16 protein-coding genes are annotated in these 17979 nt (G+C 42.5%); 14 read left to right on the top strand and 2 right to left on the bottom strand.

All coding sequences use genetic code 11. From position 1 onward, the window contains the following. Positions 1 to 8 precede the first annotated feature (8 nt). From prmA to I592_RS13255, 10 genes are all read left to right on the top strand, one after another. On the top strand, positions 9 to 956 hold the full coding sequence (gene prmA / locus I592_RS13300; protein ID WP_010779675.1) for a 50S ribosomal protein L11 methyltransferase: 948 nt from the start codon (positions 9 to 11) through the stop codon (positions 954 to 956). Position 957: 1 nt separating this feature from the next. Beyond that, complete coding sequence (locus I592_RS13295) at positions 958 to 1701, top strand: 16S rRNA (uracil(1498)-N(3))-methyltransferase (protein ID WP_010779676.1); 744 nt, start codon at positions 958 to 960, stop codon at positions 1699 to 1701. Positions 1702 to 1891: 190 nt separating this feature from the next. Further along, positions 1892 to 4099 (top strand): RelA/SpoT family protein, encoded by a 2208-nt coding sequence (locus I592_RS13290; protein ID WP_010779677.1) that lies wholly within the window; start codon positions 1892 to 1894, stop codon positions 4097 to 4099. Positions 4100 to 4117: 18 nt separating this feature from the next. Beyond that, positions 4118 to 4564 (top strand): D-aminoacyl-tRNA deacylase, encoded by a 447-nt coding sequence (dtd, locus tag I592_RS13285; RefSeq protein WP_010779678.1) that lies wholly within the window; start codon positions 4118 to 4120, stop codon positions 4562 to 4564. A gap of 256 nt (positions 4565 to 4820) precedes the next feature. Further along, a complete protein-coding gene (gene fumC, locus I592_RS13280; RefSeq protein WP_010779679.1) occupies positions 4821 to 6203 on the top strand; it encodes a class II fumarate hydratase in 1383 nt (460 codons plus the stop codon). Further along, positions 6190 to 7362 (top strand): NAD(P)-dependent malic enzyme, encoded by a 1173-nt coding sequence (locus tag I592_RS13275; protein ID WP_010779680.1) that lies wholly within the window; start codon positions 6190 to 6192, stop codon positions 7360 to 7362. The genes fumC and I592_RS13275 overlap by 14 nt, the downstream gene beginning before the upstream one ends. 64 nt (positions 7363 to 7426) lie before the next feature. Then, the gene (locus I592_RS13270; RefSeq protein WP_244265180.1) at positions 7427 to 7984 is read left to right on the top strand and encodes a helix-turn-helix domain-containing protein; all 558 of its coding nucleotides are present in this window, start codon (positions 7427 to 7429) and stop codon (positions 7982 to 7984) included. A 15-nt stretch (positions 7985 to 7999) separates the two neighbouring features. Further along, entirely contained in the window at positions 8000 to 8344 is a 345-nt protein-coding gene (locus tag I592_RS13265; protein ID WP_010779682.1) for a DUF2200 domain-containing protein, read from the top strand. A 155-nt stretch (positions 8345 to 8499) separates the two neighbouring features. After that, the gene (gene metG, locus I592_RS13260; protein ID WP_010779683.1) at positions 8500 to 10509 is read left to right on the top strand and encodes a methionine--tRNA ligase; all 2010 of its coding nucleotides are present in this window, start codon (positions 8500 to 8502) and stop codon (positions 10507 to 10509) included. Between the two features lie 101 nt (positions 10510 to 10610). Then, positions 10611 to 10916: a hypothetical protein gene (locus I592_RS13255; protein WP_010779684.1), complete on the top strand. Its 306-nt coding sequence runs from the start codon at positions 10611 to 10613 to the stop codon at positions 10914 to 10916. 421 nt (positions 10917 to 11337) lie between these two features. Here I592_RS13255 and I592_RS13250 read toward each other — a convergent pair whose 3' ends face one another. Further along, positions 11338 to 11850 (bottom strand): type 1 glutamine amidotransferase domain-containing protein, encoded by a 513-nt coding sequence (locus tag I592_RS13250; protein ID WP_010779685.1) that lies wholly within the window; start codon positions 11848 to 11850, stop codon positions 11338 to 11340. A 127-nt stretch (positions 11851 to 11977) separates the two neighbouring features. Between I592_RS13250 and I592_RS13245 the strand changes: the two genes are divergently transcribed. The 3 genes from I592_RS13245 (at position 11978) to I592_RS13235 (ending at position 15386) form a co-directional block, all read left to right on the top strand. Then, on the top strand, positions 11978 to 12175 hold the full coding sequence (locus tag I592_RS13245) for a hypothetical protein (RefSeq protein WP_044926301.1): 198 nt from the start codon (positions 11978 to 11980) through the stop codon (positions 12173 to 12175). A 373-nt stretch (positions 12176 to 12548) separates the two neighbouring features. After that, entirely contained in the window at positions 12549 to 13391 is an 843-nt protein-coding gene (gene licT, locus I592_RS13240; protein WP_010779687.1) for a BglG family transcription antiterminator LicT, read from the top strand. An 84-nt stretch (positions 13392 to 13475) separates the two neighbouring features. Continuing rightward, positions 13476 to 15386, top strand: coding sequence for a beta-glucoside-specific PTS transporter subunit IIABC (locus tag I592_RS13235; protein ID WP_010779688.1), 1911 nt, complete (start codon positions 13476 to 13478; stop codon positions 15384 to 15386). Between the two features lie 51 nt (positions 15387 to 15437). Here I592_RS13235 and I592_RS13230 read toward each other — a convergent pair whose 3' ends face one another. Continuing rightward, the gene (locus tag I592_RS13230; RefSeq protein WP_010779689.1) at positions 15438 to 16355 is read right to left on the bottom strand and encodes a MurR/RpiR family transcriptional regulator; all 918 of its coding nucleotides are present in this window, start codon (positions 16353 to 16355) and stop codon (positions 15438 to 15440) included. A 218-nt stretch (positions 16356 to 16573) separates the two neighbouring features. Between I592_RS13230 and I592_RS13225 the strand changes: the two genes are divergently transcribed. Next, on the top strand, positions 16574 to 17968 hold the full coding sequence (locus I592_RS13225) for a 6-phospho-beta-glucosidase (protein ID WP_010779690.1): 1395 nt from the start codon (positions 16574 to 16576) through the stop codon (positions 17966 to 17968). Positions 17969 to 17979 lie beyond the last annotated feature (11 nt).

Below are 17979 nucleotides of genomic sequence, written 5' to 3'. Positions count from 1 at the left end.
CGAAAAAAATGAAATGGAATGAAGTAAAGGTAACGACAGAAAGCGAAGCAGTAGAAGCTGTTTCGAATATTTTGATGGAGGCAGGGGCATCAGGTGTAGCGATTGAAGATGCCTTGGATTTTGAGAATTATCAAGAAGATCAGTACGGGGAATTGCTGGATAAAGAGACTTTTTCAAGCTTGACCGAAGGGGCCGTCGTGATGGCGTATTTTCCAGAAACGATCTTTTTACCAGAGATTTTGCCCTTCATTAAAACAAAGATTGAAAAACTCCCTGAATTCGGCTTGAACATCGGAAAAAATCTCCTAGAAGTCAGTGAAGTGGAAGAGAGTGACTGGGCGACGGCTTGGAAGAAATATTACCATCCAGTTCGCGTGACTCGTTATTTGACGATCGTTCCAAGCTGGGAGAATTACGAAGCGCAACACGAAGATGAAAAAATCATCACCTTAGATCCCGGCATGGCGTTTGGAACAGGGACGCATCCGACAACGAATCTGACGCTGCAGGCGCTGGAAACAGTGCTGCGCGGTGGGGAAACGGTCTTGGATGTTGGTACAGGTTCGGGTGTATTGAGTATCGCGAGTTCCCTTTACGGCGCACAAGAAATCTATGCCTATGATTTAGATGAAGTTGCGGTGCGTTCAGCACAGGAAAACGTAGACCTCAATGCCCATACAGAAAATATCCACGTGTCTGCGAATAATTTATTGGTGGGTGTAGAGCAAGAAGCCGATGTTATCGTGGCAAATATTTTAGCAGACATCATCGTCCTAATGATCGAAGATGCGTGGCGCTTATTGAAATCAGAGGGCACCTTTATCGTCTCTGGAATCATCGAAGATAAAAAAGATATGGTATTAGAGGAAATGTACGCACAAGGCTTTGAAGTTGATCGAATCTTCCAACAAAAAGACTGGTTCGCTATTATCCTGAAGAAACCAGAGGAAGAATAAGATGCAACGTTATTTTATCGATCAAGCGTATCAACCTGCTGTGACAGTTACGGGAGAGCCGCACCATCATATGTCTCGTGTGATGCGGATGACTGTCGATGACCAAGTCTTTCTTGTCTTCAACGACCAAACAGCGATCAAAGCCAAAATCATTGCTATGGATAGTGAGAAAGTGATGCTGGAAGAGGTTGAAAAAGAACGCCTAGAGCGTGAGCTGCCGATCCAGATCACGATTGCCAGCGGATTTCCTAAAGGTGAGAAACTGGAACTGATCGTTCAGAAGGGGACAGAACTTGGTGCGCATGCCTTCATTGCCTTTCCAGGAGAAAGCTCTGTGGCGAAATGGGATACGAAAAAGCAGCAAAAGAAGCAGCAGCGATTAAACAAAATCGCGCAAGAAGCAGCGGAGCAGTCCCATCGCCAAGCGTTGCCCACTGTTCACTTTACTTCTGAAAAAGAGTTGACCACTCGTTTTTCTGAATACGATGCCGTGCTGATCGCCTATGAAGAATCCGCGAAGCAAGGCGAGCAGGCGCAAGTTGTCCAAACGTTTCGAAGCTTGAGCGCAGGACAAAAACTATTGGTCGTTTTTGGTCCAGAGGGCGGCTTGACGCCGAAGGAAATTGACGCGTTTCAAGCGGCAGGAGCGAAACTATGCGGTTTAGGGCCAAGAATATTACGGACAGAAACGGCGCCTTTTTATCTTTTAAGTGCGGCAAGTTTCTATTATGAGCTGCAACACTGATTTGATTGAAAAAGCTTACGAGAGTTTGTATAATAAGAGCAATCATTTTCAAAAAGAGAGTGGAATAAAAGCGTTCGGGTTCATAAAGTAGAAAGAAAATTACAGAAAATGTTCTTGCTGATTGAGAAGTTCGTTTTCATTCCGAATGTTTTTTTGTATTCCAGTCACTAAGAATAAGGGGGAACGTCACATGGCAAAAGAAGTTGAATTGACTGGTCCTGACGTCATCAGGATGGTCAGTACTTACATGGGAAAAGAGCACGTGGCGTTTGTACAAAAGGCATACGACTTTGCTTATGAAGCCCATAAGCCCCAGGTTCGCAAATCAGGAGAACCCTACATCATTCATCCGATCCAAGTCGCAGGTATTTTGGCTGACTTACATATGGACCCGCATACTGTTGCGACAGGCTTTTTGCACGATGTGGTAGAAGACACACCCGTAACATTGGAAGATTTGAAGGTTGAATTTGGGGAAGACGTGGCCTCGTTAGTGGATGGCGTTACCAAATTAGGGAAGATCAAATACAAATCTCATGAAGAACAATTAGCAGAAAATCACCGTAAGATGCTTTTAGCGATGGCACAAGATCTACGGGTCATCATGGTCAAATTAGCCGACCGTCTGCACAATATGCGTACACTAAAATATTTACGTGATGACAAGCAACGCCGCATCGCTCGTGAAACGCTAGAAATTTATGCACCGTTAGCGGATCGTTTAGGGATGAGCCGGATCAAGTGGGAACTAGAAGATACTGCCTTGCGCTATTTGAATCCAAAGCAATATTATCGGATCGTTCACTTGATGCGCAGTAAGCGTGACGAACGTGAAGGCTTTGTGGACGAAGCTGTAAATGAAATCAAAGAAGCGACAAGAGAATTAGGGATCGAAGGCGATATTTACGGTCGTCCGAAGCATATTTATTCCATCTATCGTAAAATGCGGGATCAAAAGAAACAATTTGATGAAATTTACGACCTGTTGGCGATTCGCGTAATCGTGGATTCGATCAAAGACTGTTATGCAGTCCTAGGGGCGATCCATACCAAATGGAAGCCGATGCCAGGACGCTTTAAAGACTACATCGCCATGCCAAAGGCCAATATGTATCAGTCGTTGCATACGACGATCATTGGACCAAGCGGCAACCCAGTGGAGGTACAAATTCGGACCCATGAGATGCATCAGATCGCTGAGTTCGGGGTTGCGGCTCACTGGGCATATAAAGAGGGAAAAACGGATAAGACAGAAACAACACAGGACAACAAGCAACTGGACTGGTTCCGTGAAATTATCGAATTGCAAGATGAAAGCTATGATGCCTCAGAATTTATGGAGAGCGTCAAGGGCGATATTTTCAGTGATAAGGTGTACGTCTTTACACCAAAAGGCGACGTAACTGAACTGCCAAAAGGTTCTGGTCCGTTGGATTTTGCTTATAGTATCCATACAGATGTCGGAAATAAAACCACAGGTGCTAAGGTCAATGGCAAGATGGTCCAGCTAGATTATAAACTGAAAAATGGCGATATCATTGAGATCATGACCTCAGCTAATTCCTTTGGACCAAGCCGCGACTGGTTGAATCTAGTCAAAACCAGCAAAGCAAAAAATAAAATCAAACGGTTCTTCAAGACACAGGATCGAGAAGAAAATGTATCAAAAGGCCATGATGCTGTAATTAAGTGTATCAATGACTTAGGGTTTGTTCCGAAAGAAATGCTGACGAAGGACAAACTTTCAGACGTGTTGGATAAATTTAATTTCCACAGTGAAGAAGACTTATATGCGGCCATTGGATTTGGTGAAATCAGTGCATTGACCTTCGCCAATCGTTTGACGGAAAAAGAACGCCGAGAACAAATGAAGCAAAAACAGCGAGATGCTGTAGATGAGATGGTCAGCAGTCCGAAAGAACCAGAAAAAATCAAAGTTCGCCATGAAGGCGGCATCGTCATTCAAGGCATCGAGAACCTATTGATTCGGATCAGTCATTGCTGCAATCCTGTTCCTGGGGATAACATCGTCGGTTACATTACAAAAGGTCGAGGAATCTCGATCCATCGTGCCGATTGCCCAAATATTACGAAACAAAAAGATATCCAGCAACGATTGATCGAAGTAGAATGGGAAGATACCTCCAATTCTGTTCAAGATTACAATGCCGACCTAGAGATTTACGGCTTCAATCGTGACGGGTTGCTGAATGATGTCTTGAATATCGTGAGCGGCATGACTAAGAAATTAGTGAGTGTTGAAGCAAAGCCAACGAAAGATCGTTTGGCGCTCATCAACTTGACGTTTAAAATTCAAAACTTGAATCATCTGTACTCGATTGTTGATAAAATCAAGACTGTCCCGGATGTTTATAGTGTGAAACGGACGAAGGGATAGAAGAAATAGGAGGGCACTATGCGAGCTGTTATTCAACGTGTAAGCCAAGCCAGTGTAACGATCAATGAGACGGTTATCGGAAAGATCGACCATGGCTTCATGATCCTTTTAGGAATTCATGAAGAAGATACACAAGCAGATGCGGATTATTTGATTCGGAAGATTCCGCTGTTGCGCGTATTTGAAGATGAAGAAGGAAAAATGAACCAGTCTTTGCAGGATGTTGGCGGCAGTGTTTTGAGCGTTTCGCAATTTACACTCTATGGGGACACCAAAAAAGGCAATCGTCCGAGTTTTGTAAAAGCTGCTCGTCCAGAAACCGCTATCCCCTTATATAACTATTTTAATGAAGGCTTGCGTCAAGCGGGGCTTACGGTAGAGACGGGAGAATTCGGCGGTGACATGGATGTCGCGCTGATCAACGATGGACCGGTCACGATCTTGTTTGATACAAGAGATAAATAACGAACGAAGTACAAAAGTTTAACGGCTTTTGTACTTTTTTTGTATCCGTTTTGGTAGAAATGAGCGATAATTGAACAAAATAGAAGGAAAAAAGATCTCAGTTCCACTTTTCGCAGGATCATGGCTGAACTAGCAAGAGTCAAAATGAAACCAATGAAAATTTACAGAAGTCTAGAGGAATGACATACGGATGAAACTCAAACTCATTTTTCTAGAAGAAAAATGAATACATTAATTTGAAGAAGGAGTCGAATACATGGAAACACGGATTGAACAGGATTCAATTGGCCCAATCGAGGTGCCAAAAGAAGCGTGGTGGGGAGCACAAACCGAACGCAGCAGGCAGAATTTCAAAATTGGCGGAGAAAAAATGCCGCAAGAATTATTGCATGCGCTCGTGTTAGTAAAAAAAATGGCTGCGATCGCTAACCAGCGGACAGGAAAACTAGAAGCTGAGAAGGCGATGGCTATTCAAAAAGCAGCGGATTTGCTATTGAAGGGTGAGCACTGGGAGAAATTTCCGCTAGTGGTCTGGCAAACAGGTAGCGGCACGCAGAGCAACATGAATGCGAATGAAGTTATTGCACATCTAGCGACTCAGAATGATTTAGCAGTGCATCCAAACGATGATGTCAATATGTCACAGAGCTCCAATGATGTTTTTCCGACAGCGCTTCATATTGCAGGAACATTTACGATTGAACGAACGTTATTACCAGCGATCCATGAGATGATCGGTGTATTAGAAGAGCTAGAAGAGAACAATCAGCATGTGATCAAAATTGGGCGGACCCATCTACAAGACGCGACGCCGGTCACTTTTGCGCAAGAAATCAGCGGGTGGCGCTCTGCATTGGAGCACAACGAAAATATGCTGATCCACAGCTTAGCGGAATTACATCAGTTGGCAATCGGAGGAACAGCAGTAGGTACTGGGTTGAACGCGTCAAAAGCGTATGAAGAAGCCTTTATTGAAGCGATAGGTGAAGAAACAGGGATACATTTTACCAGTGAAAAAAATAAATTTCATGCGTTAGCCAATCGGGATGCCGTTGTATTTGTCAGCGGCGCACTAAAGGCCTTAGCAGCAAACAGCATGAAAATGGCGAACGATATCCGCTGGATGGCAAGCGGACCTCGCAGCGGCTTAGGCGAGATCACCTTGCCTGCCAATGAACCGGGGAGCTCGATCATGCCAGGGAAAATCAATCCGACACAATGTGAAGCTTTGGCAATGGTCGCGGTACAGGTCATGGGAAATGATACGGCGATCGGTGTGGCGGCATCACAAGGGAATTTTGAACTGAATGTTTATTTGCCTTTGATCGCGTTTGATTTATTGCAGAGCGTCCGATTGTTAGCAGATGCTCTCCATTCCTTCACTGAAAACTGTCTGAAGGGATTGGTCGTAAACGAAGAACGGATGGCGGAGCTTTTGGAGAAGTCGTTGATGCTAGTGACGGCATTGAACACACATATCGGCTACGACAAAGGGGCTGAAATCGCGAAGAAAGCATTTAACGAAGGAACCACATTGAAGGAATCCGCGTTATCTTTAGGCTATGTGACGGAGGAAGAATATGAGTCTTGGGTACGACCAGAAAAAATGATTGGAGATACGATTGATGACTATTTATGATGAAGCGTTGACTGCGCATAGAAAATGGCACGGAAAAATCGAAGTGACAAGTAAAGCCAAAGTACGAAACAAAACAGACCTGTCCTTAGCCTATACACCAGGCGTGGCAGAGCCCTGTCGGAAAATCGCAGAGGATAAAAACAAGGCCTATGATTACACTTGGAAAGGCAACAGTGTCGCCGTGGTTACCGATGGGACGGCTGTCTTGGGGCTGGGAGACATCGGACCAGAAGCCGCATTGCCGGTGATGGAAGGAAAAGCATTGCTTTTTAAGGAGTTTGCCGGTATCGATGCAGTGCCAATCTGTTTAGATACAAAAGACCCACAAGAAATTATCCAAATCGTCAAAGCCATCGCGCCGACCTTTGGAGGGATCAATTTGGAAGACATCAGCGCTCCCCGCTGTGTAGAAATCGAGCGGGCGTTGATCGAAGCGCTGGATATTCCTGTCTTTCATGACGATCAACACGGGACCGCAGTTGTCGTGACTGCGGCATTGATCAATGCGTTGAAGCTGGTAAAAAAGGAACCACAGGATCTAAACGTTGTGATCTCAGGAATTGGTGCAGCAGGTAGTGCGATTATTCATATGCTTGTCGATCTAGGCGTGAAGAACATCGTTGCCTTCAATAAAGATGGCGCATTGAATGAGCAGATGCCCAATGCGACCTTCGTTGAAAAGGAAATTTTACATTTGATTACGCTTAAGGATTTTACGGGCACGATGGCAGAAGCATTTGTCGGAGTAGATGTTTTTATCGGTGTATCTGCACCAAATCTAGTGACGAAAGAAATGGTAGCCTCTATGAATGAGGGGAACATCGTTTTCTCTATGGCGAATCCTGAACCAGAAATCACCTACGCAGAGGCGATCGCTGGCGGAGCTTCTGTGGTAGGAACCGGTCGTTCCGATTTTCCAAACCAAATCAACAATGTGCTCGCTTTTCCAGGATTGTTTCGTGGGGCCTTCACAGCAGAAGCAAAACGGATCACCCCCCGCATGAAGCTTGCCTGTGCCCATGCGATCGCGGATTCGATCCCTTACTCGGAATTAACCTCTGACTATATCATTCCATCGGCTTTCGATGAAAATGTCGTCGATTTGATCACCTTAAAGGTCGCAGAAGCCGCAAGACAAGACGGCGTGACACGGTCATAGAAAGGCTGTTATATCAAGGGTAGAAAGAACTTTCTATCGACTTTTTGGCACAATTGAAGTAATTTTGATTCATGAAATTCAATTATTGAAGGTGAGCGATGAGGGAATGGAAATCAGTCAACGAATCAAAAGCGAACGGCAGGCAGCGGAATGGACACAGGAACAATTAGCCGATAGAATTTTTGTATCAAAACGAACGATCTCAAATTGGGAAACAGGGAAGACGATCCCCGATATTGAAAGCGTGTTGCGTTTATCAACAATTTTTAAACTATCTTTGGACGACCTATTGGTGAAAGATTCAGATGTGGTGAAAGAGATCAAACACAAAGAAACGATCGCAAAATTGTCCGTTTTGTATTTTGTAGGGCCTATACTGACCGCGTTACTCTTATTAGTCGTGATTTTTTTACCAGAAGATATTCCCCATCGCGAACTGACCTATTATATAGTGATGGCGGCCGCAGCAAATTTTATTACGATGTTTGCTTTTCAATTTAAAATAGATCGACTAAAAGGAAAAGAGGTTGATCTAGATCAACAGCTCAAACAAGGAATTGTTGCGGGTGCTGGGTTGATTATTTCTTTTTGTATTTTTCTTATAGTATTGCATTTTTTATAAAGAAGGGGTCAGTATATGAGTAAGATTTTTAAAATGAGCTTTGCGTCCATCTATCCATTGTACCTTCAGAAAGTTGAGAAAAAAGGACGCACGAAAGAAGAGCTCGACCAAGTGATTTATTGGTTGACAGGCTATGATGAAAACGGGCTGCAGCAGCAGTTGGATACAGGCGTTGATATGGAGACTTTTTTTGCGGAAGTTCCCCGATTAAACGAAAATACTGTCTTGATAACAGGCATGATCTGCGGTTATCGCGTAGAAGAAATTGACGATCCCTTGATGCAAAAAATTCGCTACTTAGATAAGCTGGTCGATGAGTTAGCCAAAGGGAAAAAGATGGAAAAAATTTTACGAAAATAAGGAAGGCAGCGAGTCGAGGTAGACTTGCTGTTTTTTGATTTATTTTAGGTTATTAAATCAGTTTCCAATAAATAGAGCAGGTTCTTTCATTTTCTTAAAAGCAAAGCCCTTTTATGGTATACTACGAGAGAATCTATTTTTAAAGGAGGAGCCTCATGGCAGAGAAAGAAACATTTTATATTACAACGCCGATTTATTATCCAAGTGGCAAACTGCACATTGGGAATTCTTATACAACGATTGCCTGTGATGCGATTGCACGCTACAAACGCATGATGGGTTTTGATGTGTTTTATTTGACTGGGGTCGATGAACACGGACAAAAAATTGAAAAGAAAGCCGATGAACTTGGCGTAGAACCACAGGAATACGTAGACAAGATGGCGACGGACATCAAAAAATTATGGAAGACGCTCGATATCAGCTACGATAAATTCATCCGTACGACGGATGGGTACCATCAAGCAGCGGTCAAAAAGATTTTTGACCAGTTGTTGGAGCAAGGCGATATTTATCTTGGGGAATATGAAGGCTGGTATTCTGTTTCGGATGAAGAATATTTCACAGAAACACAACTGGAAGAAGTATACCGTGATGAAGAAGGCAATGTGATCGGTGGGAAAGCACCAAGTGGACATGAAGTAGAATTGGTTCGTGAAGAATCTTATTTCTTCCGTATGAGTAAGTACGCGGATCGTTTATTGGACTATTACGAAGAGCATCCTGAATTTATTCAGCCTGAATCGCGTAAGAATGAAATGATCAATAATTTCATCAAACCGGGCTTGGAAGATTTAGCTGTTTCACGGACGACCTTTAAATGGGGAATCCCTGTCAATGCGAATCCTGAACACGTGGTGTATGTATGGATCGATGCATTATCAAACTATATCACTGCTTTAGGATACGGCTCTGATGATGACAGCTTGTTCCAAAAATATTGGCCGGCAGATGTGCAAATGGTCGGAAAAGAAATCGTTCGTTTCCATACGATCTATTGGCCAATCATGTTGATGGCTCTTGAATTGCCATTGCCGAAAAAAATCTATGGTCACGGCTGGTTGATGATGAAAGACGGCAAAATGTCGAAATCAAAAGGAAATGTCGTATATCCAGAAATGTTGGTAGAACGTTACGGATTGGATGCCGTTCGTTACTACCTATTAAGAGCAATCCCGTTTGGTTCAGATGGTGTATTTACACCAGAGGATTTTGTTGCTCGAGTGAATTATGACTTGGCGAATGACTTAGGAAACTTGTTGAATCGTACAGTCGCGATGATCAATAAATATTGTGATGGGATGGTTCCTGCCTATAAATCATTGGTGACAGATTTTGACAGCGAGTTATCCACGACTGCAGCAAATGTTGTTAGCCGCTACCGCGAATCAATGGACAAAATGGAATTCAACAATGCCCTAGCAGAAGTGTGGACGCTGGTTTCTCGTGCGAACAAGTACATTGATGAAACAGAGCCATGGGTCTTAGCAAAAGACGAAGAGCGCAAAGCGGAATTAGACAGCGTAATGGTTCACTTAGCAGAAAGTCTGCGCATCGTAGCTATTCTGTTGCAGCCAATCATGACACAAACGCCTAAACGAATTTTTGAACAGTTAGGATTAAACTCGGAGCAGATGAACCTAGAAACAATTCATTTTGGCGAATTCCCAGAAGAGACAAAAGTAACACCGAAAGGCAAACCAATCTTCCCACGTCTAGATATGGAGGAAGAAACAGCCTATATCAAAGAAAAAATGTCTGAAGGCAGTCAGCCAGAGGAAGAAAAAATTAAATGGGACCCAGAAGAAACGGAATTGGTCTCTGTGAAAGATAAAGACATCAAGTTTGATGTTTTCGACAAGGTCGAATTAAAAGTGGCGGAAGTCATGGCATGCAAAAAAGTCGAAGGTGCAGACAAATTGCTGCAATTCCGCTTGGATGCAGGGGACAACCAAGACCGTCAAATCTTATCTGGAATTGCAGAATATTATGCTGACCCAGAATCTCTAGTTGGGAAAAAGCTGATCATCGTAGCGAATCTTAAGCCACGTAAAATGCGTGGAGAGATCAGTCAAGGAATGATTCTTTCAGCGGAAGCGCCAGATGGTACATTGAAGGTAGTTGAAGCACCTGAAGAGATGCCTAATGGGGCAGTTGTCGGATAAAAGCAATAGACTGTAAGCTCTCGAATTTTCGAGAGCTTTTTTAATGATTTTTTGAAGAATCGAGGTATACTCGAGGTGAGTATTTGAAGGGAGGCGTGTTCATGCCGCTAGTCGCAATTTTGATTGATATACTAACAATGGGAGGGTATTTTATCCAACTGAATCATGGTGGACCTTTGTTATACTTAGCAGGGTTGGTTTTTCAGACTGTGATGACGGTTTTATTACTGATTCTTATGATCGGTTACCATGGAAAAAGGCATACTGGGTATCGCCCAGAAGGGTATTCTTACTTGACAATCCGTTATGGGATCATCGTCCTTTCCTTCATTATTAATGGCCTTGTATTATTTTTATATGGGTTAAATTATTTTGGTGCAAACGATGTTATTTTTTTAGCTTTTTAAACGCTTTGAAAAAGAAGACAAACGGTTTTTCTTGCTGAAAATAAACAGGAAAATGATTTAAGAATTATATAATGTTTTATTTGACTATTTTCGTTTTGATTGTACTTGTGCTATAGTTGTTTTATACGAAAGATATTTTTATGCGACACTTTAACTCATTTTGATGAAATTTAATCAAACTGGCGTAACTATAGGGTTACAAGGATGTATTAGAAGGATTTGGGAATACATCGTTTAAACGAGAAATAGTTAATTTTTAGTAATAGTCAACACCCTCAACTTTAGAATAATGAATATTGATTAGTTAGATAGCCCGCTCATGATTGAGCGGGCTATCGTTCATTTTAGGAGCGTCTCAACGCGATCTATTTTTATTGAAGGGATCAAAAAAAGGACTAGATATAGTCTAGTCCCTTACCGATTATGCGTGTAGTACTTCAATGATTTTTTCGTTGAAGTCTGGAAGATCATCGGGTGTGCGGCTCGTAACGAGTTTGTTATCGACCACCACAGCCTCATCTTTAACGATAGCGCCAGCGTAGCCGACATCTGGACGAACCGTTGTATAGGCAGTCATTGTACGACCTTTTGTCAAACCTGTTTGGATAAATAATTGTGGGCCGTGACAAATCGCAAAGAGTGGTTCTTCTTTGTCTAAGAAGTAGGTAACGAAAGCGACAAAGCGTGAATCGCCGCGTAATTGGTCGGGAGAAAATCCACCAGGGATCAATAGGGCATCGAAGTCTTCTGGTTTTACTTCATCGATTCCTTTGTCGCTTTTGAAGGTAGTTCCTTTTTTACCTGTAATTTCTTGATTGGCTTCGAAGCTGATAATAGTGACTTCATTGCCGTCTTTTTCTAGTGCTTCTTTCGGAGAGGATAGTTCAACATCCTCTACTAAATCTGTAACGATCGCTGCAATTTTCTTGGTCATTGAAATGCCATCCTTTCTTTTTTAAGTACTCCTTTACCCTAAAGGATATCCAAGCAGAATTCAATTAATCTGTTCGAGGATTTGTCTAACGCCTGCTTGCAGGTGTAAAATGAGGACAAGGGGAGTGATGCGTATGATTATTGGGATCGTGTTTTTATTGTTGGGGATTTGGCAGTTATGGATGACCGTGCGGACATTTAAAAATATAAAAAAGGAAGGAAACGAAAATACGTCTCCTTTCATTATGTTAAGTTTGTGGGGCAGCATCGTGATGGTCGTGATATTTTTATCTTTGGCGATCAACCTTTTAAGCGGTGCTTTCTAAGCGCATAAAGGAACGAGGGTTTACAGCTTTTTGTACTGGAGGCAGGCTAATAGGCGTTCACAAAATACAAGGCGAATAAAATTATTTTTGTAAAAACTATTGACAGCGCTTTCTCTGTTTGTTAAGCTAATTTTGAATTAAATAGACCAAATGATGGATAGTGATTGTTTAAATACAAGCTAAACCTGATGACGTATTCGATGTTATTTGTCGTGCGCTCATTGGGTTTTTTTGTTGCTCAAAAATAGGAAGGAGGATCTTAAAAAAACAAAATTGAGTTTGACAGCGGTCACAAATATATCTATCATTTTAAGTGAAAGAGATCGTGGAAAAGAGCTTGAGTAGCGAATGTCACAGAACGGGGGAGCATTGGATGCAGATTCGAAAAATTTTGAATAACAATGTGGTAATTACAACGAATCAAAAAAATAACGAAATCGTTGTAATGGGGCGTGGTCTAGCCTTTCAGAAAAAAGTGGGGGATGAGATAGCGGAGGACGCGATCGATAAAACCTACCATCTTGCCAACAATGAATTGTCCCATAAGTTTCAAGAGCTTTTAGAGGATATGCCAATTGCCTATGTAGAAATCGCCAATGACATTATTGACGAAGCAAAAGTCACATTGAAGAATCCATTGAATGACTCGCTCTACATTTCCATAACGGATCATTTATATGCAGCGATCCAGCGCGTCAAAGAAGGTGTTCGCGTCCGTAATCTTTTATTGTGGGACGTTAAACGGTTCTTTCCTGATGAATTTTCAGTAGGGGTAGACGCGGTAAAGAGAATCAAAAAGAAGTTCGGTATTGATCTAGGGGAAGATGAAGCAGGAAACATTGCTTTGCATCTAGTCAATGCGCAAACGGAAAACGATAATGATGATGCCTTTTTAATGACAGAGATGATGCAGGAAATCATACAAATTACAAGCTATTATTTTAAAGTTCAACTGGATGAAGAATCTGTCTATTTTTATCGTTTTACGACGCATCTGCGCTTTTTTGCCTCACGGATCATGAATCAACGGCAAGTTGCTGATGAGACAGACGATGAGCTGCTTTTGATCATTCAGAGAAAATATCAAAATGCCTACAAATGTGTAGGGAAGATCGCGGATTTTATTTTAGAAAAGTATCAATACGAAATGACGAACGATGAGAAATTGTATTTAACGATCCACATCGCACGGTTAGTGCAAAAAGTGACGCAATAAAAAACACTGCGCTTGTTTAACAGGAAATACCCGGGTGCTGTTAGACAGACAGACAGGACGACTACAAATTAGGAGGAAATAGAAGTGGGAAAATATCGTGAATTAGCGGAAAAAATCGTCGAAAATGTTGGCGGCAAAGACAATATCAACAGCTTAACGCATTGTATCACGCGTTTACGTTTTAAATTAAAGGATGAGAGCAAAGCAAACGATGATGTATTGAAAAATATGGATGGTGTTGTAACGATCATGCATAGTGCTGGTCAATATCAAGTCGTTATCGGCAATCATGTTGGACAAGTCTATGAAGACGTCGTGGATATGGCAGGACTTGGCGGCGAAAGCAGCGCACCAGTCGAAGCGTCAGGTAGTCTTTTTGACCGATTGATCGATGTGATCAGCGGAATCTTCCAACCATTTCTTGGAGCATTAAGTGCTGGCGGGATGATCAAAGGGCTGAATGCCTTATTAGTAGCAGCAAGCGTACTGACTCCTGAAAGCGGTACCTATATTGTGCTGAATGCCATTGGTGACGCGATCTTCATGTTCTTGCCAATCGCAGTAGCAGTTGCAGCCGCGAAGAAATTCGGCGTGAATCAATATGTGGGTCTGGTGATTGGTGGTGCGTTGTGTTATCCGGCAATCCAATTGTCCACGTTGACTGGGGGCGGCGATGTCCAACCTCTGTACACGCTATTTTCCGGCAGTATGTTTGAAAGTCCGGTCTACATGACCTTTATGGGACTGCCTTTTGTAGCGAATGATTATACAAGCAGTGTTATCCCATCGATCTTGATCGTCTGGATGGCGAGCAAGTTGCAACGACCATTACGCAAAGTGATTCCAGAAGTGATCCAAAACTTCTTCGTACCCTTTTTCTTATTGTTGATCGCGTTGCCGATCGGCTTCTTGGTAATCGGTCCAGTCATTACGATCTTGACGAATATGTTAGCAACTGGGTTCGACAGCTTATTGGCATTCTCTCCGATCTTGTTCGGTTTGATCGTTGGTTTCTTCTGGCAAGTACTAGTAATGTTCGGTCTGCATTGGAGCTTGATTCCGATTGCGATCTTGCAACTGGGAACAATGGGCTATTCTACAGCATTGACAGGAATGTTTGGTGCCAGCTTTGCACAAACAGCGGCAGTTGCTGCAATGTACTTCCGTTTGAAGAATCCAAAGGAAAAAGCATTGGTTGTACCAGCAGTTATTTCAGGGATCTGCGGAGTTACTGAACCGGCTATTTACGGTCTGTCTCTTCCTAAGAAAAAACCATTTATCTATTCAATGATCGGTGGGGCAGTATCTGGGGCTTTCATGACAGCGATGAATGTTCGTTCATATGTAATGGGCGGTTTGGGCGTCTTTGGTATTCCAAGTTATATCAATCAGCAAACAGGCGATACATCTGGAGCAATCTACTCAGTAATTTCCATTGTTATTGCCGCTGTGATCGGTTTTGCATTGACACTCTTCTTCTGGAAAGATGATACAGTCGTTGCGGAAGTCGAAGAAGGACAAAAGGCGATGGAAGTTCGCAAAGAAATCGTCACTGCTCCTGTAACAGGCACAATGATGCCTTTGTCAACAGCTAAAGATCAAGCATTTGCACAAGGTGTTTTAGGTAAAGGCGTTGTGATCCATCCAACAGTTGGTGAAGTCGTTGCGCCATTTGACGGCACAGTAATGACGATGTTCCCGACAAAACACGCGATTGGGCTAGTATCAGATAATGGTTTAGAATTATTGATTCATATTGGTTTAGACACGGTTCAATTAGACGGTCAATTCTTTGAATCTTTCGTTGAACAAGGAGCAAAAGTGAAACGCGGCGACAAATTGGTGACCTTCGACATCAAAGCGATCGAAGAAGCTGGTTACAGTGTCGAGACACCAGTTATCGTGACGAATTCAGCAGATTACTTAGATATTATTGAATCTGATCAGAAGAAAGATATTTGTAACGAGGATGAATTATTAACGGTGTTAGTTTAAACAGAAAAAAATGGAATGTGTTTGTTCACATTCCATTTTTTATGGAGTTGATTAATTGGGGCGGAAGGATTCGGTAAAGCGAACCATTGATTCAGGAGACTCCGCCATAATCGCTGAACTGGTTTTGCGTTTATCCGCAAGCTCTCCGATTTCAATCAGATGATTCAGATTTTTTTGATAATCCTCAGCGAAAATGCAGCTATACAAAACATCCAACAAGTAGCAAATCGATGAATTGATGGTAAAATTGGCGATTTTTGAATAGAGCCGTTCTCTAGTAGTCATGCGCAGCGTCGCATGGCTAAGAGAAGCCAGCGTATTTTCCCCGATACTGGTCAGCGCGATAAAGGGAACCTGTTGTTTCCGCAAAATGCGGGCGATCTGCAAGATAAAGTTATTTTCTCCCGTGTAGGAAATCAAGATCGCGCAAGTATCTGGTTGGCTGTTGAAGGCTTCATAGGCATCCTCGCCCATTGTCTGGCTGGTAACGACGTTTCTTTGGATGCGGCGCATTTTTAAAGCGAAATCCTGTGAGATCAGTAAATTGGCATTGCTGCCGAAAATCTTGATTTGACTGGCGTTAAGCAAAAGCTGTTTGGCTTTTTGCAGGTCATCGTGATTTAGCAGACTGAGTGTATCGTCAATGGTCGTGCGTTCTAAAGAAGCGATCTTGTTAGCGATCGTCATCAATCCTTCATTTGATTGGAAAGGAAAATTCGCATCGACATCGTCAAAGTACGTTTGCAGATACGTTTGTTCTGCAAGGAATTCTGTTCGTAATTCCAGCCAACCTTGATACCCTAATTTTTTGGCTACGCGGATCAACGTCGAAGGATGGACATAATTGGCTTCCGCAATTTCTTTGATAGTCATGGGTTCGATCGCTGTACCTTTGTCCAAGATGTAGGCGACTAAGGCGGACTCAGCATTAGAAAAGTCCGTTTGCTTCATTTTTTCTGATAGTAACATGTGCGTACCTCCATCCGTTTACGTTTATTATAAATTATTCGTAAATAGATTTGTGGATTAAATGAGAAAAAACGAGAAATATTCCATCGGTATTTACAAAATAAACCGTTTACAATCATCGATTTGTAAATATAGATGGAACAAATTGTAAACGCATTGAATTCAAATTTTACATCATAGATAATTAGAATGTAAATAAAACAGAAGGAGTCGATTGAATGGCAGCAGGAGTAAAGATCGCTACAATTGGTGGCGGAAGTAGTTATACACCGGAATTAATGGAAGGTTTTATCAAACGTTATGATGAATTACCAGTACGCGAGATCTGGTTGGTCGATATTGAAGCAGGACGGGAAAAAGTTGAGATCGTTGGAGCAATGGCGCAACGGATGTGGGATGCTTCTCCTTATGATGTGAAAGTCCACATTACGTTGGACCGTGAAGAAGCCTTGAAAGATGCCGATTTTGTGACGACACAATTCCGTGTAGGCTTGTTAGAGGCTCGGATCAAAGATGAGCGTATTCCAGCGTATTACGGCATGCTTGGTCAAGAAACGAATGGTGCTGGCGGCATGTTCAAAGCTTTTCGGACAGTCCCGATCATTTTAGATATCGTAGAGGATATGAAACGTCTCTGTCCTGATGCGTGGTTGATCAACTTTGCAAATCCAAGCGGTATGGTGACGGAAGCTGTCGTTCGTTATGGAAAATGGGATAAAGTCATCGGCTTATGTAATGTACCGGTGATGGCGCAGATGATCGAACCTGAAATGCTAGGAAAACAACCAGATGAATTGATTTATAAATTTGCTGGGTTGAACCACTTCCATTGGCATAAAGTGGCCGATACCCACGGGAAAAACGTGACACAAGAGATCATTAATAAAATGTATGAAGGCGATGAAACTGGGATGCCGAAAAACATTCATGACATTCCGTTCCCAAGAGAGATCCTGGAACAAATGCAAATGATCCCTTGCGGCTACCACCATTATTATTACCAAGAAGAAGAAACATTGGCACATGCGTTGGAAGAATACAAAACAATCGGTACGCGTGCCCAACAAGTGAAGAAGACGGAAACAGAATTGTTCGAATTATACAAAGATCCAAACTTGGATTACAAACCTGAACAATTGGGTCAACGTGGCGGCGCGTATTATTCTGATGCAGCTTGTGAATCGATCGCGTCTATCTATTCAAATAAAAATACGCAATTGGTTGTTTCTACGAAAAATGATGGCGCAGTGCCCGATCTTCCGGCAGACTGTGTTGTTGAAGTTTCTGCGTATATCGGCGGACAAGGAGCGCGTAACGTGGCCTTTGGCGAATTGCCTACAGCAGAACGCGGCTGGCTGCAAGTCATGAAAGCCATGGAATTATTGACGATCGAAGCAGCAGTGACTGGGGACTACAACACTGCATTGCAAGCATTTACCATCAACCCAATGGTGCGTTCTGGTAAAACAGCGCAACGAATCATGGACGAATTATTCATCGCACATAAAGATCATTTGCCGAACTTCAAAGAAACCATCGAACGTCTAGAAAAAGAAGGCATCGAAGTTCAGGACGAAGTGGCACGTGAATTAGATTTAGAAAAAGTAAAATAGAAAGCAGGAAT

Source organism: Enterococcus gilvus ATCC BAA-350 (assembly GCF_000407545.1).
In the GTDB taxonomy this organism is placed as follows: Bacteria; Bacillota; Bacilli; order Lactobacillales; family Enterococcaceae; genus Enterococcus_A; species Enterococcus_A gilvus.
The sequence above is the reverse complement of the archived record's forward strand: the minus strand, read 5'-3'. Positions and strand labels throughout refer to the sequence as shown.